General features: G+C 54.3%; 13 protein-coding genes and 1 pseudogene. 4 read left to right on the forward strand and 10 right to left on the reverse strand.

Annotated elements, in window-relative coordinates; all coding sequences use genetic code 11:
* Nucleotides 1-13 precede the first annotated feature (13 nt).
* Both ilvN and TR2A62_RS02040 read right to left on the reverse strand, forming a co-directional pair.
* Nucleotides 14-577 carry an acetolactate synthase small subunit gene (gene ilvN / locus TR2A62_RS02035; RefSeq protein WP_009158573.1) on the reverse strand — a complete coding sequence of 188 codons (564 nt, stop codon included), beginning with the start codon at nt 575-577 and terminating at the stop codon, nt 14-16.
* Nucleotides 578-669: 92 nt separating this feature from the next.
* Complete coding sequence (locus tag TR2A62_RS02040; RefSeq protein ID WP_009157531.1) at nt 670-2,421, reverse strand: acetolactate synthase 3 large subunit; 1,752 nt, start codon at nt 2,419-2,421, stop codon at nt 670-672.
* Nucleotides 2,422-2,916: 495 nt separating this feature from the next.
* Between TR2A62_RS02040 and TR2A62_RS02045 the strand changes: the two genes are divergently transcribed.
* Nucleotides 2,917-4,848: a calcium-binding protein gene (locus tag TR2A62_RS02045; protein WP_009157546.1), complete on the forward strand. Its 1,932-nt coding sequence runs from the start codon at nt 2,917-2,919 to the stop codon at nt 4,846-4,848.
* Between the two features lie 14 nt (nt 4,849-4,862).
* Here TR2A62_RS02045 and TR2A62_RS19450 read toward each other — a convergent pair whose 3' ends face one another.
* Genes TR2A62_RS19450 through TR2A62_RS02060 form a run of 3 tightly spaced genes read right to left on the reverse strand, consistent with a single transcriptional unit; the run spans nt 4,863 to nt 7,708 of the window.
* Nucleotides 4,863-5,570, reverse strand: a complete 708-nt coding sequence (locus TR2A62_RS19450; protein ID WP_009160683.1) for a methyl-accepting chemotaxis protein — start codon at nt 5,568-5,570, stop codon at nt 4,863-4,865.
* Between the two features lie 42 nt (nt 5,571-5,612).
* Nucleotides 5,613-6,257: a response regulator transcription factor gene (locus tag TR2A62_RS02055; RefSeq protein ID WP_009160359.1), complete on the reverse strand. Its 645-nt coding sequence runs from the start codon at nt 6,255-6,257 to the stop codon at nt 5,613-5,615.
* Nucleotides 6,254-7,708 carry a cache domain-containing protein gene (locus TR2A62_RS02060; RefSeq protein WP_009159300.1) on the reverse strand — a complete coding sequence of 485 codons (1,455 nt, stop codon included), beginning with the start codon at nt 7,706-7,708 and terminating at the stop codon, nt 6,254-6,256. Before TR2A62_RS02060 ends, TR2A62_RS02055 begins: the two co-directional genes overlap by 4 nt.
* A gap of 261 nt (nt 7,709-7,969) precedes the next feature.
* Between TR2A62_RS02060 and TR2A62_RS02065 the strand changes: the two genes are divergently transcribed.
* From TR2A62_RS02065 to TR2A62_RS02075, 3 genes are all read left to right on the forward strand, one after another.
* On the forward strand, nt 7,970-9,052 hold the full coding sequence (locus TR2A62_RS02065; RefSeq protein WP_009159044.1) for a TRAP transporter substrate-binding protein: 1,083 nt from the start codon (nt 7,970-7,972) through the stop codon (nt 9,050-9,052).
* A 177-nt stretch (nt 9,053-9,229) separates the two neighbouring features.
* Nucleotides 9,230-10,297 (forward strand): TRAP transporter small permease subunit, encoded by a 1,068-nt coding sequence (locus tag TR2A62_RS02070; RefSeq protein WP_009158002.1) that lies wholly within the window; start codon nt 9,230-9,232, stop codon nt 10,295-10,297.
* Nucleotides 10,298-10,309: 12 nt separating this feature from the next.
* Nucleotides 10,310-12,664, forward strand: coding sequence for a TRAP transporter large permease subunit (locus tag TR2A62_RS02075; RefSeq protein WP_009158033.1), 2,355 nt, complete (start codon nt 10,310-10,312; stop codon nt 12,662-12,664).
* A gap of 57 nt (nt 12,665-12,721) precedes the next feature.
* Here TR2A62_RS02075 and TR2A62_RS17960 read toward each other — a convergent pair.
* The 5 genes and pseudogenes from TR2A62_RS17960 to TR2A62_RS02105 form a co-directional block, all read right to left on the reverse strand.
* Nucleotides 12,722-13,109 (reverse strand): annotated as a pseudogene (locus TR2A62_RS17960) (VOC family protein).
* Nucleotides 13,109-13,930 carry an arginyltransferase gene (locus TR2A62_RS02090; RefSeq protein ID WP_009157708.1) on the reverse strand — a complete coding sequence of 274 codons (822 nt, stop codon included), beginning with the start codon at nt 13,928-13,930 and terminating at the stop codon, nt 13,109-13,111. The pseudogene TR2A62_RS17960 and the gene TR2A62_RS02090 overlap by 1 nt, the downstream one beginning before the upstream one ends.
* 75 nt (nt 13,931-14,005) lie before the next feature.
* Complete coding sequence (locus tag TR2A62_RS02095; RefSeq protein WP_009157473.1) at nt 14,006-14,470, reverse strand: RDD family protein; 465 nt, start codon at nt 14,468-14,470, stop codon at nt 14,006-14,008.
* Nucleotides 14,471-14,548: 78 nt separating this feature from the next.
* Nucleotides 14,549-14,965, reverse strand: coding sequence for a DUF2852 domain-containing protein (locus TR2A62_RS02100; RefSeq protein WP_009160317.1), 417 nt, complete (start codon nt 14,963-14,965; stop codon nt 14,549-14,551).
* A gap of 109 nt (nt 14,966-15,074) precedes the next feature.
* Entirely contained in the window at nt 15,075-15,548 is a 474-nt protein-coding gene (locus TR2A62_RS02105; protein ID WP_009159445.1) for a YbaK/EbsC family protein, read from the reverse strand.
* Nucleotides 15,549-15,566: the final 18 nt, after the last annotated feature.

Here is a 15,566-nt window from a genome sequence, read left to right on the forward strand (position 1 = left end):
ATATAACAGTGCTTTAGTCTGCGCCGCGCGACAGTGCTGCTACACCCGTCCGTGCCTGTTCTTGCAAACCAAGCGGGCGCATCAGATCGGCAAAGGCATCGATTTTCTCAGACGTTCCAGTGACCTCAAAGACAAACGACCCCAAGGTACTATCAACCACATTGGCGCGAAAAATATCGGCGAGGCGCAAGGCTTCGACCCGCTTTTCCCCGTCGCCCGCGACCTTGAACAATGCAAGCTCGCGCTCGACACTTGGGCCTTCGGATGTGAGGTCGTGAACTTCGTGAACCGGAATGATCCGTCCAAGCTGTGCGTGTATCTGGTCAATCACTTGGGGTGTCCCAGCGGTCACAACAGTGATCCGGCTACGGCGGCTTTCGTGATCAATTTCCGAAACTGTCAGGCTTTCGATATTGTAGCCACGACCGGAAAACAGACCAATTACACGAGCCAAAACACCCGGTTCATTTTCCACGATGACCGCGAGCGTGTGGCGTTCAACCTCGTCTCCGTAATTCGATCTTAGGTTGTATGCAGAGTGGCTCGTCGCGCCTTTTTTGATATGTAGTGCGGACATTTATAGGGTCCTTTTGGTCTGTTGCGCCGCAACGACGAGACGTGCAGGGCGCAGAGTGAGCGTGTTTTGCAAAAATGTAAGGGGCAGGGCGATCATACGAATGTCTGTCCTGCGCCAGTGATGGCGCCTTTGGTGGACTCTTCGCCCAACAACATTTCATTGTGCGGCTTGCCCGATGGGATCATCGGGAAACAGTTCTCGTGTTTTTCGACCAAACAATCGAACAAGACGGGACCGTCGTGATTGAGCATTTCCATGATCGCATCATCCAGATCATCAGGGTCCGAGCATAAAATGCCCTTGGCCCCAAACGCGTCGGCGAGTTTTACAAAGTCGGGCAGGGCCTCGGACCATGATTGGGAATACCTTTCGCCGTGCAGCAACTCCTGCCACTGGCGTACCATCCCAAGCCGTTCGTTGTTCAGAATGAACTGCTTCACTGGCAAGTTGTATTGCGTCGCGGTCCCAAGCTCTTGCATGTTCATAAGCCAAGACGCTTCGCCCGCGACGTTGATGACGCAGGCGTCGGGGTGTGCAAGCTGCACGCCGATCGACGCTGGGAAGCCATAACCCATCGTGCCCAATCCACCAGACGTCATCCAGCGGTTTGGATCTTCAAACCCGAGGTATTGCGCCGCCCACATCTGGTGCTGGCCAACTTCGGTAGTGATATAGCGATCTTTGCCTTTGGTCAGAGCCTCAAGACGCGAAAGAGCGTGCTGGGGTTTGATCACCTTGCCTTCTTGTTTGTAGCTCAGGCAGTTGATCGCGCGCCATTCGTTGATCTGGCCCCACCAGTTCTTCAATGCGCTGGCGTTTGTCTTGCGACCACGCGACTTCCAAATCTTGAGAAGATCCTCGAGCACATGTCCAACGTCGCCCAAAATTGGAACATCAACGTGGATCACCTTGTTGATTGAGGACGCATCAATATCGATGTGCACCTTTTTCGAATCTGGGCTGAATTTGTCGACAAGACCGGTGATGCGGTCATCAAATCGCGCGCCAATATTGATCATCAGATCGCAATCGTGCATCGCCATGTTCGCCTCGTAGAGACCGTGCATGCCCAACATTCCGAGCCAATTTTCGCCGGACGCCGGATAGCATCCGAGCCCCATGAGGGTCGATGTGATTGGAAAGTTCGTTGCAGCGACAAGCTCGCGCAGCAACTGGCTGGCATGGGGGCCAGAGTTGATGACGCCGCCGCCAGTGTAGAACACGGGCCGTTCTGCGGATTCAATCATCTCGGCCAACTTGGTGATCGCGTCGATGTCGCCCTTAACCTGTGGTTTATAGTGGCTCTTAAGCGATTTCTTGTCTGTATAGGTGCCGGTGGCGAACTGAACGTCCTTTGGGATGTCTATCAGGACAGGACCCGGGCGACCGTTTGTCGCCACATGGAATGCTGTGTGCAGGGTCTCGGCCAGCTGATCGGTCTCCTTTACCAACCAGTTGTGTTTGGTGCAGGGGCGGGTGATGCCAACGGTGTCGGCCTCTTGAAACGCGTCCGAACCGATCATGAATGTTGGAACCTGACCGGTCAAAACGATGATCGGGATGCTATCCATCAAGGCGTCAGTCAAGCCGGTAACGGCATTGGTCGCACCGGGGCCGGATGTCACAAGTGCCACGCCGGGTTTGCCGGTCGAACGAGCATAGCCTTCGGCCGCATGAACAGCGCCTTGTTCGTGACGCACCAGAATGTGTTTGATGCTGTTTTGTTGGAACACTTCGTCGTAAATCGGTAGCACAGCGCCACCGGGATATCCGAATACAGTGTCCACACCTTGGTCGATCAAGGCCTGGACGATCATTTTCGCTCCGGTCATTTGACGTGTCATAGTGTGCTCCGTTTTGACAGTCTGAGGCGCAGGGTGCGCTGGTTGTTGGTCACAAAAAAACCCCCGATGGAATGTCGGGGGGCGCATGGGGTTTCCGTTAGGATGCCGTTACCGGCCCATGCGCCTATTTCCTAGAACGACGACGACGTCTTTCATGATGAGGTCCTTTCTGCGTGTGCAAACACTATTCACCCAGAATTGGGGCGTCAACAGCGATAATGCGGAATAATGTGTCTCTGAGTGATTATTTTTAGATATTTTATGTCGCCAGACGGCTTTTGTGCGACATCATTCCAATATCCATGCCATCAAAGTGGTGCCGAGGCCCTCGCAATTTTTTCCAAATCTAGAACAATCTGCCTGATTTTGCAAAATTGTATCACGCGTTAACCCATCTTTAACTATGTTCCTTGCGTCCTGCGGCGCGTCGGTATGTAGCAGAGGCTAGATCTCGCTACGCTGCCAGAGATCGATATCCAAAATGGGGATTTAGGTATGACATTGACAACAGAGGTGCGCGCCGCGCTCGATAGCGCGCTGGCCGAAGTTGCTGTAGACACAACCAGCGTAGTCGGAATTTACGAAACAGACGTTGAGGATTTGAATGCAGTGGTGTTGCTGTCTGTCGCGGCTGGCGATGGCGAGGCGTCGCCTGCGGATCTGTTGGTATGGCAAGTTAATTACGACGGCACGTTGCTCGGATCAGTGAATACAGTAGAGAGTGGCGTCGATGCGACGAGCGGTGTGACCGCTGGTTTCGCAGGGGCGTTGTTCAACCTGAATTTCACAACCACGGACGGCGATGTCGATTTGGTTATCGAATTTGATGAAGGTGTCGCGGTCGAATTATCGCGGGATATCTTGATCGAAGAGCCGACGATAACCGACGAGCCTGTCGAGGCTGACGAATTTCTGTCCGGGACGGGACGTTCCGACACAATTTACGGGCGCGATGGGGACGATCGGATCTATGGACGGCAAAGCGACGATACGCTGTTCGGTGGAGCAGGCGACGACTTTATCTCTGGAGGCGGTGGCGCGGATTTGGTCGCAGGCGGTTCGGGCGATGATGTGCTCAAAGGTAATAACGGTAACGACACCCTTATGGGTAACGCGGGCGACGACAGCCTTTTTGGCGGTGACGGCAATGATTTGCTCTGCGCTGGTGAGGGGGACGATACGGTGTCGGGCGGCAAAGGAGCCGACCGGATTTATGCCGACAACGGCAATGATCTGGTGCACGGCGGCGACGGCGAAGACGAAATTCATGGTGGCAATGGCGATGATGAACTGTATGGCGACAGTGGACATGACGAGTTGCACGGCAATAGCGGTGATGACAGCCTGATCGGTGGGCAAGGCAACGACAAATTGCGCGGCGATGACGGTGATGACCGGTTGTTTGGCGGACGCGGCAAGGACCTGTTGATCGGTCGGGCGGGTGACGACGCGCTGATGGGCGGGAATGATGCCGACCGCTTGTATGGCGGAGAGGGCGATGACGCGCTATATGGCTGTGACGGGTCTGACTTTCTCTGTGGTGGCACCGGCAATGATGAACTGCGCGGCGGCGGTGGTGCCGACCGCATCATTGGCGGGCTGGGGAATGACCTCGTTGATGGTGGGCGCGGCAACGACATCATTTCAACGGGCCATGTGATTGAAACGGATGCTGACGGAACCGTTGGTATTCCAAACCTTGGGTTCCCCGGTATTTTGCCGGATGATACCGATCCAAACGATGACAAAGACACCGTTTATGCTGGTGCCGGTCATGATCGGATCACAACCGGTGATGATGACGACATTATCTATGCGGGTCATGGCAACGATATTGTCGACGCGGGTTTCGATGATGATTTTGTGTCGGGTGGACGCGGTGCTGACTTTATTATCGCGGGCGAAGGTTCGGACTTTGTCAAAGGCGGAACCGGCAATGACACGATCTACGGCGGACTTGGCCCTGATCGTCCTGACAGCCTGAACGTACCCGATGACGAAGGGGACCCAATCCCTAACAACGGATTGGATATTCTCTACGGAAACGCAGGCAATGACACTATCTATGGCGCCGATGACAACGACGAGATTTATGGCGACAGCGGAAACGATACGTTGGACGGTGGTATCGATGACGACTTGGTCAATGGTGGTCGTGGTGATGATTTGATCATTGGCGGGCAGGGCGATGACACGCTCTTTGGTGGCAAAGGTGCTGATACCTTTGGTTTTGCAGCTGGAGACGGATCAGACGTCATCACAGACTTTGCTGTGGGTACAGATGCGATTGCGCTGACCGGATTGACCACTGACGATCTGTTCCTCAGCCAAGAAGAAAGCGCGGTCTTGATTTCAGCCGAAGGGTTGCGGATCACGCTCGAAGACACAGATTTGGCCGAACTCGAAGACGCCGGTTTCCTCGTATAACCAGGTGGAGGCGCTTAGTTCAGATTGAGCGCTTCAACCTCATCACCTGCATCCTGAGTGGCGGATTCTATTTGTTCAGAAAGTGAACGGATTTCTTCTGCAATGACAGAAAACCCGCGTCCGGCGGCTACTGCATGGCTGGCCTCGACCGCTGCGTTGAGTGAAATCAATCGGACCGACTGGCTGATTTCATTGATCCGTTCAATTGCGGTCTGAACCACCTTTTGGCTGCGCCGTGCTTCTGAAAATGCGGCGGTGCGATTTCGATTGGTTTCATTCCAAATTGAATTGACCATCAAGTCCGTCATGGGTTCCAGCGCGTCCTGCGTGAAGGCGACGAATTCCTCGATCAGACTGTTATCAGGTGTTTCGTAACCGCCAAAGGCAGACAGAATACCGTGCACCATTTCATCCGCCTGACGCAGGGTTTGCACCCAATCCGCACGGCCCACGACGACGCCTCGTATCGATGCCAATCTACGGGTTGATAACCCGTTTATTGGCGCCGTCCCAAATGCGACAAGCATCGAGTAGTCCCAATTTTCTATGGCAGTTGTCAGGCTGGTGCGCAGGGCGTCTCGGCCAGATGAGCCGGCGCTATGCATCATTGATCCAATCAATTCGATGCGCAGCGCCTTGGGACGAAAGAGAGTGATCTCGTTCGCGGTTTCGGCAAATCGGTCAATGCTGTCGCTCGAGTGCGATCCAAAAGAATGCGGCATGACATTTGCATATCCGGCATCCGTAAGGAATTCGTAAGTGTTCTAGAGCCGGCTGCCGGTTCCCTGCAAAACACCATTCTCCATCGCATATCGTGTCAGACCTGCGGTCGTTGAAATACCTAGTTTGCGTTTGATGTTTTTGCGGTGGGTCTCGACGGTGCGAACCGAAATTTCCAAATCGATGGCGACTTCTTTGTTCGATTTACCTTGGGCCAGTTGCAGCAAAATCGACTGTTCGCGGTTGGTCAGCGCGCTTGCGTTCTGCGCACCCGGTTGGATCGCGCCTTCGGCGCCGGTGCACAGGTATTGCCCACCTGACATGACCGTATCGATGGCCAATTTAATCTCGTCCGTGGGCACGTCCTTGAGCAAGTAGCCCAGAGCGCCGTGCCCCAGCGCGGTCGAGATATATTCGGCACTGTCGTGCATGGACAAAATCAAGATACGCGTCGAGGGGCGGCGTTCAAGAACCATCTCAGTCGTCGAAAGGCCGTTGACCGCCGGCATGTTCAGATCAAGCAAGATAACATCAGGAGCCAATGTTTCGACAGCATCAATGATCGCCTGACCGTTGTTAAAGGTCGCAACAACGTCGATGTCGTCATAAGTTTCTAGAATGGATTCAATGCCTTGAGCGACCATTGGGTGATCGTCAACAATCGCGACACGCGTTGCAGTTTGGGTCATGAAGCAGTCTTTCTATCGGCGGGCCGAGAGGCCTGAGGGTGAAGCATATGGGTAAGGGGGACGGTCGCCTCGATCACGGTGCCGTGCTCGATATCAGCACCTGTGTTGCGGCTTTGTCGGTGCGACACCAGTCGCAAAGTGCCGTCCAATTGGTCGATGCGTTCTTGCATGTTGCGCAGGCCAAGACCGCTGCTTGGGTCCGTTCTGATCCGTGCGGGTAGTCCGATACCATTGTCAGAGATCCGCAAGATCGCGCCGCTGCGACCGCCGAACAACGAGATCGAAACAGTGTTCGCTTCGGAATGCCGTTCGATGTTGGTCAACGCCTCTTGGGCAATGCGGTAGAGCGCAATCTTTGCGTCTTTGTCCAACCGGTTGCGAAACACAGCCGTCTCGAGGTCGGTCTTGATGTTGGTGCGTTGGGCAAAATCATCTGCCAGTGCCTTAAGCGCTGGACCCAGACCCAGATCGTCTAGCACGCCGGGGCGCAAATCGCGCGAAATACGGCGCACTTCTTGGATCGCACCGCCTAAACTATCGATCCCGCTGTCTAGGTTTTCGGCGGCACGCGTGTCCCCCTTTTGGATACGGCGTCGCGCCAGTTCGAGAGCGTAGCGAACACCAACCAGAATTTGGCTGATGCTGTCATGCAATTCACGGGCAACGCGGCCGCGTTCTTCTTCTTGGGTGTCGATGATCCGTTGCGTCAAATTTTTGAGCTTGGCATCTGCCAGCCGTCTTTCACGCAGGTTCAGGATCATGCCGGACAAAAACACGCCTAGAACCGCAAGCACGGAAATCAGAATGACGAGGAAAAAGGTGCGTTGAATGCGCTCTTCTACATCTGCCCGAGCCATCGCAACCGTGTCGAGCACGTCATCAATGAAAATGCCGGTCCCCATGACCCATTTCCAATCCTGTAGTCCGATCACATAGGCCGCCATACGTCCCGGCTCGCCATTGGACGGCTTGGACCACGTAAATGCATGATAGCCGCCGCCATTGCGCGCAATGCGGATGAGTTCGTCCGTGATCGCAACGCCGTTGTCATCTGTTAGGCCGGACCAGTTTTTGCCGATGAGATAGGTTTGGCGGGGGCTGACCAGCGCGTTGCCGTCATAATCGTAGACAAAGAAATACCCGTCCTGACCATAAAGCAGGGACGATAAAATTTGAGTGACCTCTAGTTTGGCGGCCTCATCATCAGGGGCGGCGCGCCCGTAAATGTTCACAATCGCGGTGCGCGCAATCGACAAATAATTCAGCAATTCTTCGCGTTTGGCATCGATCAATTGTGTCTCGAGCGCTTCAATTTCGCGCTCTGCTAATTGGCGGGATTGCGTCAAAACGAGGAAGGAAACCGCAGAGACCGCAAGGACCAAAGGCACGGTTGCCAAAAGGAAAACCTTTTGACTGTAGCTTAGGCGAAAGACGCCACGCAGAGAATCCATCCATGCCATGGAGCGATTCGATACGCGGGAATCACTTCGAATCAAAGGGGGCAAAGGCAGGGACGTTTTGCTACTCTGACCTTTTAGCGCTGTCAAAGCGCCAATAATCACGGCTCAAAATGTAAATTTGACTGATTTCTACGCATTACTACGTATTTCACCCAGAGCTTGCTCTGAGTAGTCTCTTCACACTTGCAACGATCAATCCTTTTGCCCCGTGGAGGGGGAAGAGGTTCCGAATTTAATGGGAGGAAAACCAATATGGATCGTCGTTCTTTTCTAAAAACGTCTGCACTGGGTGGCTCGGCTGCTGCTGCGTCCACACTCGCCGCACCTGTCTACGCACAGGGCAAGCGTACGCTGACTATGGTTACATCGTGGGGCCGCGGCCTTGCTGGTGTTTTTGACGCAGCTGTGAAAACTGCTGAAAACATCACAGCGATCACAGATGGTCAGATCACTGTCGACGTAAAAGCAGCCGGCGAGCTGGTTGGTGCGTTCGAAGTATTTGACGCTGTTACATCCGGTCAGGCTGACATGTATCATGCTGCTGACTACTACTTCGTCAACCAGCACCCTGGTTTTGCATTCTTCACTGGTGTGCCATTCGGCATGACAGCGACAGAGCTGAACAACTGGTACTACCACGGCAACGGCATGGCGATGCACGACAAGCTGGGCGAAATCTTTGGCCTCAAGTCGTTCCTCGCTGGTAACACTGGTACACAGGCTGGCGGTTGGTTCCGCAAAGAGGTGACTGGTCCAGAAGACTTTAACGGTCTGAAGTTCCGTATGCCTGGCCTCGGCGGCAAAGCTCTGGGTTACATGGGCGCGTCGGTACAGAACCTTCCAGGTGCAGAAGTGTATCAGGCGCTTGCGTCTGGCGCTCTCGACGGCACCGAGTGGATCGGCCCATGGGCTGACGAAAAGGCTGGTTTCCAAGAAATCACCAAGTTCTACTACACCGCGGGCTTCCACGAGCCAGCAGCTGGTCTGTCGGTTGCGACAAACCGCGAAGTATTCGAAGGCCTCACACCTGCTCAGCAGGCGGCGATCGAAGTCTCTGCAGGTCACGCAAACGTTTGGAACTTGTCTCAGTACCTCAACAACAACGGTGCGGCGCTCGAGCGTCTCAAGGCCGGTGGCGTTAAGGTTCTGGAATTCCCTGACAGCGTTTGGGATGCGTTTGGCGCAGCCAGCGAGCAGGTCTATGCAGAATTTGCAGACGACGAGCTGTTTGCAGAAATCTTTGCTGACTACCGTGCATCGATGGCTGCGTCTTCGGGCTGGATCACAGACTCGATCAGCGCCTACCGCACACAGCGCGACCGCGTTCTGGGCTAAGGCCGGATTGGGGGGCGCACGCGCCCTCTATCCAACAAGAAATGCCGGTCCATCCTCAGCAATGAGGGTGGGCCAGCACTTCGAAAACTCTGTCTAGAGTTCTGAAACAATACAGATTTTCGCGACTCTCCACCGTGTGGGTGGGTTGATGTTGCGCACGACCAAACGGGGAACATCATGGAAGAAAAAGCAGGCTTTTGGCCCAACTGGGACACCGGCTTTTCGCGGTGGTTCGAAGCTCTACAAGGTGTCCAAACCAAGGACCAAATCACAGAGGCCAAGGCCGCTGCCGCTGAGGCGGGTGTCGAATACGTCGAACCCGCAATGGGCTTTTTCGGTGGGATCGGTTGGATCGTCGGAAACCTGATCGAAGCTTTCTACAACGTGATCTTTGTCATCACCCACCCCACAAGCTGGGCGGATTGGCTGACATGGGCCAACACAACCGAGGACAAAACCGCCCTGATGCGGTTTATTTACTACGGTGGGTCGGTCGAGTTCTTCTTTGTCGTGTTCACAAGCTTCCTCGTCATTGCCGCCATCGGCTTTTGGAAAAATGGCTTTATGTGGGGCGTCGTTCGCGGCCTCGAAGGGTTCGCCAATGTGGTCGGACGGATCGCCGCTTGGGCAGGCCTGGTTATGGTGCTGCAACAGATCGTCATCATCTTTATGCAGCGGATTTTCACATCCGCCGACATCACCATCGGTTTTGGCAAAGGGTTCACCCGCGACATCAGCTGGTGGGCCGAGGCGCTCAAATTTGAGAACGCCCTGATCGTCACTCTTTGCGCAGCTTATACATTTGTCCAAGGCGGCCACGTGCGCGTGGATTTGGTCTACTCGGCAGTCTCGTTCCGCACCAAGCGCATGATCGACATGTTTGGTAGCATCTTCTTTATGCTTCCTGCGGCTGTGCTGACATGGATGTACGGTTGGTACTTCTTGTGGCGGCACCTGATTGTGCCAAAGCCATCCGCGTCTGACGCATTGGAAAAACTGATCCTCAAGGCGCGCGCGCTGCGGTGGAATGTTGAAACCATCGGCTTTAGCCCGAACGGCTTTGACTACTACTGGCTGTTCAAGCTGTTGCTCATCACTTTTGCTGGCATGGTCTTTATTCATGCATGGGCATTCTTCTTCCGTTCGTACCTCGAATGGAAAGAGGGCCCTGAGAGCGAAGGTAAATTCATTGATAAAGACAGGTTGGGCGATCCAGATGCCGAACTTGCTGCAGAAATCCACTAAGGGACGATTAATATGTTGTTTGGATTAGATGGCGTAGAAATCGGCCTGATCATCGTTTTCCTTTCGCTCTTTGCGGGGATCTTGTCGGGCTTTCCAGTGGCGTTCGCCATTGGTGGATCGGCAGTTATTTCATTTGCAATCATCGCAGTGCTCGACAGTGCGGGATTGCTCATTCACCAAGCGATCGACAAGGGATCCGCTGAATATGCGGGACTGATTGCCGAAGGCGTAAGAGCCGACGCAATCTCGATCTTCCGCTTTCCTGATTTACCGCGATTTTCTGAACCTGTATTCGTCAGCGGTTGGGAGACGGCACTGGACCGGAACGTTTCCTTTATTGTGAACCGCATGAACGAACGTGTTCTTGCTGGTCAGTCGATTGAAACACTGCTTGCTGTTGTGATGTTCGTCCTGATGGGGATCACATTAGAGCGGTCCAAGATTGCGGACGATCTGCTTCGCACGATGGCACGTGTCTTTGGCCCGCTTCCTGGTGGTTTGGCCGTGTCGGTTGTTGTTGTGGGCGCATTCCTTGCGGCGTCGACAGGTATCGTTGGTGCGACGGTTGTAACCATGGGACTGTTGTCGCTGCCTACCATGTTAAAGAACGGCTACTCACCAGAGCTTTCAACTGGTGTCATCGCGGCATCTGGCACATTGGGCCAGATCATTCCGCCGTCGATTGTGATCGTTTTATTGGGGACGTTGGCAGGTGACCTTTATTCCGCAGCCCAAGAACAACGCGCGTCATTGGTAGGCTGTTCAGATGCGCTGACGTATCTGGGTGAACCCGCTGTTGTGTCGGTCGGAACCTTGTTCCAAGCCGCGCTTTTGCCGGGTATCTTGCTTGCGGTTCTTTATGCAGCATACGCCTTTGGCTATGCGCTGTTGAACCCGTCCAAAGCGCCGGCAGTTGAAATGACGGCTTCTGGTGGCGATGTAATCACCCGCAACGAAGGTCTGACTTGGTTCCTCGCGATCCCAGTTGTTCTGATCTTTGGTACGATCACGCTGTCAAACGTCAACATTGTCGGCAACCAGTCGGTCATCGTGGACAGCTTTAGCGATGCTGGTCAAACAGCGTCGTTGCGCACAAACGTCTCTGAGGATTGCGCGGCCGCGATGATTGACCTGCACGGTCAAGATGCGTGGGACACAGCAATTGCTGAACAGGCTGCGATCAACGAGGCAGGTGGTGTTACCGAGGCACGCGCATTGAGCGACGAAGAACGCGCAGCTCTGGTCGAGCAAAAGATCGAAGACGCAGCACCCGTTGGCACAGGCATTGCAGTCACTGTGCTGCTGTTCGCTCTGATGTTTGCAGTTGCGCGCGGTATCGCACCGTCGGCCAACCGTGCTCCGGTCTTGGTCGGTTGCGTGGGGCTGTGTCTGATCCTACTGATCGACATCTTGCTGATCAAACCTGTGACGTCACCAGGGGGCACGACACTGCTGTTGGCCTTGCCGATGTTGTTGGTGCTCTACGGCGCACGAGCGGCGGCTGGAATGCTGGGTCAGAACGAACTGTTGCGTGTGGTGTTCCCACCGCTGGTTCTGATCATCGCGGTGCTTGGATCCATCTTGGGTGGTATCACTAACCCAACGCCTGCTGCGGCGCTGGGGGCAGGGGGCGCGATCCTCTTGGCCGCGTACCGCAAGCTGAACGATCAGGGCAAGTCTGGCTGGATCGTCATCTATGGTACCTTTGCCATCGTTGTGCTGATCCTTGTCGGGACAAACTTTGACCTACGGGTCAATCAAGAAACGGTAGCCTTTGAGAACCGCATTGCGTTCCTCGTCGCCTTCCTATCGTTCCTCTTTGCGATGTTCTCGATCCTCTACGGCTGTGCCGTCTTGTGGCTGGGGGCGGTTTTGTCGCCTGTTGTTCGCGAAACGGCCAAGGTCACGTCGATGGTGTTCACCATTTTGATCGGATCGCAGTTGTTGAACCTTGTGGTCATCTCTTTTGGTGGCGAGCACTACATCCAGCAATTCTTGCGGAGCTTTGACAATGAATGGACTGTGTTCCTGATTGTGATGCTCGTGCTTTTTGTGCTGGGCTTTGTGCTCGACTTCCTCGAGATCATCTACATCGTGATCCCGATCGTTGGGCCCGTGATTTACGGCGGCACAATGGACCCCAAGTGGGTGACAATTATGATTGCTGTAAACCTTCAGACATCGTTCCTGACACCGCCCTTTGGCTTTGCCCTGTTCTATCTGCGCGGCGTTGCTCCCAAAGAGGTTACAACGGGCCACATCTACCGCGGTGTTGCACCCTTTGTTCTGATCCAAGTTTTGGGTCTGGGGTTGCTGGCATTGTTCCCAGCTGTGGTCACGATTGTTCCGAACTTGATCGGCAACTAAGTCGGAGATCATAACTACACGCGGGGGCCTTTCGAGGCCCCCGTTTTCGTTTCACCGCTAGGCTTTGAGCTGTAGCAGGTCCCAACGGTTGCCAAAGGGATCAGACCAAACCACAACCGAGCCATAGACTTCGTGACGTGGCTCTTCGTGGAATGTCACACCGGCGTCGCGCATCGCTGCATAGTCGGTCTGAAAGTCATCGGTGTGCAAAAAAACCCACACGCCCACCGGTTTGATTGCCGATAGTCGCATCTTGATCGGGACCATCAGCCCGCGCCAATAGGATATGGGTCGCTGCTCCTTTCGGAGTGACCAAGACCCAGCGTTTTCCGCCGCCCAAATCAATGTCAGATGTCAGTGTGAACCCGAGCGTTTCCACGTAAAAGGCAAGCCCTGCGTCATAGTCGGGCACCACGATCGTGAACGCGTGGATGTGTTGTGCCATTATCCTGTTGGGCGCCCGTCAGGCAAATTGATCCGCGCGACCTGTTCTGCAATCGGATCGACCGATAGCGGGTGGGTGTTGTCGGCATATTCTTCTGGGTTGCCAATCGGCTGCCAGACACCGCCGCGATAGATCTCGAGACCAGAGAATTTGGCCTTGTATCCCATCTTGGGTGAGCCGGGGACCCAATAGCCCAGATAGACGTAAGGAAGGCCCGCCTCGCGGGCGATCTCGATATGATCCAGGATCAAATACGTCCCGAGACTTTGACGCTCTAGGTCGGGGTCGAAGAAGGAATAAACCATAGACAGACCGTCATCCAAGACATCTGTCAGGCAGGTCGCAGCTAATGGCGTTTCGCCCGGAGGGTCATTGTATTCGATCACACGGCTTCGGATTGGTGTTTCCTCGATCATCGCCGCAAATTCAAAGATATCCATGTCAGCCATGCCACCATCTGCGTGACGACTGTCGAGGTAGGTCCGAAACAAGGCGAACTGATCTTCTGTGGCCCACGGTGACGATGCATTGCGAACCAGATGTGCATTCCGTTTGCTAACACGGCGCTGACTGCGCGACGGTGCAAAATTCGCAACATTGATCCGTGCCGAAAAACAGGCAGAACATTCTGCACAGGCGGGGCGGTACAGCACATTTTGCGAACGACGAAAGCCCTGTTTTGACAGCCCATTGTTTAGCTTTTCCGCATTCTCGCCTTGCAGTGCTGTAAACAGCTTACGCTCCATCCGGCCATCCAAATAGGGGCACGGTTGGGGCGCTGTCACGTAAAACTGTGGTGCAATGGGGAGAGTATGGCGCATGGGATCCTAACGCGATGTGTTGCACGACTTTACCAAAGCCGCGCAACAAGTCCAACCACCAGATTTAGGGAGGGGTTAACGATCCCTCGCGTAAAGCGCGCGATTAAGTGCTGTCGTGCCCAAGACATGGTCTGTCAGACCTTGTTTGTAAGAGCTGGTGAGCATCAAAAGGATCGAAATCAATTGCAGCGGAAACACCGCGATGCTGATTGTATACCACAGCGTATGCGCCAGAGCGGTTCCGGACGACAGGCGTTCGCCGGCGATTGTCCGCAATTCTAGCCCCATGATCCGCATGCCCGGCGTTGCCGAAGAACTCGCAATCGAAAACCAGCGATACAGAAATCCGACAACCAAGATCATCACAGGAAAGATCAGAATTCCGAGGAACAAGGTGAACGGCAACAGCAGCGCGGCAGTGATCGCAATCAGCACCATATCGAACACCCAAGCCACAGCGCGTTTCGTCGGGACAGACGCATAGAAATCGCTGTGAGTGTGGGGGTTAGGTAGGGACCAGATATCGGCGGTCGTAGACATTAGAGGCTCCATTGAAATGTGTGTGTTGAAATGATCCCCAAACGCGGGAGGCACGTTTGGGGAGTAGGGGTCATGGGGTTAGGCGTCTTCTTCAACTTTGTCTTCTTCGACTTTGTCCGCGCGGTCTTCCATGAACTGGTCGAACTCGGATTTGTCTTTGGCTTCACGCAGACGCTCGAGGAACGCCTCAAAGTTCTGCTGCTCTTCTTCAAGGCGGCGCAATGTGTCGGCCTTGTATGCGTCAAATGCTGTGTTGCCCGAAGACGTCCGAGCGACATTACGGTGACGGCGGTTGCCGCAAGTGTGCGATTTCGAAAACATGCGTTTGCTCCAGATCATGTAGGCCAAAAGGGCGAGACCGACAGGCCAGAAAAAGATAAAGCCAAGCACCATCGCCGCGATCCAAGCGCCTTTGCCGCGCTCGTCCAGCCAATGTTCGGTGCGCCCGAACCAAGATGTGGGCTGTGTCGGTTGCTGTAGGGAAGCGGTGCTCATTGTCAGTCTCCTTGGGTGTGTGTTGATGTGAATGCTATTCACATTGAAACAGATGGGAAGACTGGCCCTTTGGTCAAGGACTAATGTAAATATTTTTTACATTTTTGATTTAAGCTACTGTAAACGATACTAATTTTCCGCCCGAAAGTTCTTGCAGCTTCGCGGGTACAGCAGGGAAAATATGGCGTGGGGTGCCTGCAGCGGCGTAAATCACATCAAACTTCATCAAGGTTTCGTCAAAAAACGCGAGCGTTTCGATCAAATGGCCGACTGGACTGACACCGCCAATCGCAAATCCGGTCTGCGTACGAATGAGCGCTGCATCCGCTTTGCCCAACGGTTCGCCGGCCAGTTCAGACGCACGCGCAGGGTCAACCTGTCTGCCGCCTGCTGTCACAAACAAAATTGCGCGCCCGCTGGTTTCGCCACGGAAAATGATCGACTTGGCGATTTGATCCACATGACATCCTGCGACGTCGGCGGCCTGCTGTGCGGTGCGCGTTTCCGACCCGCATTCGATGATTTCACCATCCCAGCCTGCATCGGCCAAAACTCGGGTCACACGTTTTAAACTCTTACTCATAATGATCTCCGAATTTTT

This window comes from Thalassobium sp. R2A62, assembly GCF_000161835.1.
Taxonomy (GTDB): Bacteria; Pseudomonadota; Alphaproteobacteria; order Rhodobacterales; family Rhodobacteraceae; genus Thalassobium.

Excerpts from the sequence above, each read along its gene's own strand:
- ilvN (WP_009158573.1), bottom strand. The coding sequence starts at position 577 with ATGTCCGCACTACATATCAAAAAAGGCGCGACGAGCCACTCTGCATAC.
- TR2A62_RS02040 (WP_009157531.1), bottom strand. The coding sequence starts at position 2,421 with ATGACACGTCAAATGACCGGAGCGAAAATGATCGTCCAGGCCTTGATC.
- TR2A62_RS02045 (WP_009157546.1), top strand. The coding sequence starts at position 2,917 with ATGACATTGACAACAGAGGTGCGCGCCGCGCTCGATAGCGCGCTGGCC.
- TR2A62_RS19450 (WP_009160683.1), bottom strand. The coding sequence starts at position 5,570 with ATGCCGCATTCTTTTGGATCGCACTCGAGCGACAGCATTGACCGATTT.
- TR2A62_RS02055 (WP_009160359.1), bottom strand. The coding sequence starts at position 6,257 with ATGACCCAAACTGCAACGCGTGTCGCGATTGTTGACGATCACCCAATG.
- TR2A62_RS02060 (WP_009159300.1), bottom strand. The coding sequence starts at position 7,708 with ATGGATTCTCTGCGTGGCGTCTTTCGCCTAAGCTACAGTCAAAAGGTT.
- TR2A62_RS02065 (WP_009159044.1), top strand. The coding sequence starts at position 7,970 with ATGGATCGTCGTTCTTTTCTAAAAACGTCTGCACTGGGTGGCTCGGCT.
- TR2A62_RS02070 (WP_009158002.1), top strand. The coding sequence starts at position 9,230 with ATGGAAGAAAAAGCAGGCTTTTGGCCCAACTGGGACACCGGCTTTTCG.
- TR2A62_RS02075 (WP_009158033.1), top strand. The coding sequence starts at position 10,310 with ATGTTGTTTGGATTAGATGGCGTAGAAATCGGCCTGATCATCGTTTTC.
- TR2A62_RS02090 (WP_009157708.1), bottom strand. The coding sequence starts at position 13,930 with ATGCGCCATACTCTCCCCATTGCACCACAGTTTTACGTGACAGCGCCC.
- TR2A62_RS02095 (WP_009157473.1), bottom strand. The coding sequence starts at position 14,470 with ATGTCTACGACCGCCGATATCTGGTCCCTACCTAACCCCCACACTCAC.
- TR2A62_RS02100 (WP_009160317.1), bottom strand. The coding sequence starts at position 14,965 with ATGAGCACCGCTTCCCTACAGCAACCGACACAGCCCACATCTTGGTTC.
- TR2A62_RS02105 (WP_009159445.1), bottom strand. The coding sequence starts at position 15,548 with ATGAGTAAGAGTTTAAAACGTGTGACCCGAGTTTTGGCCGATGCAGGC.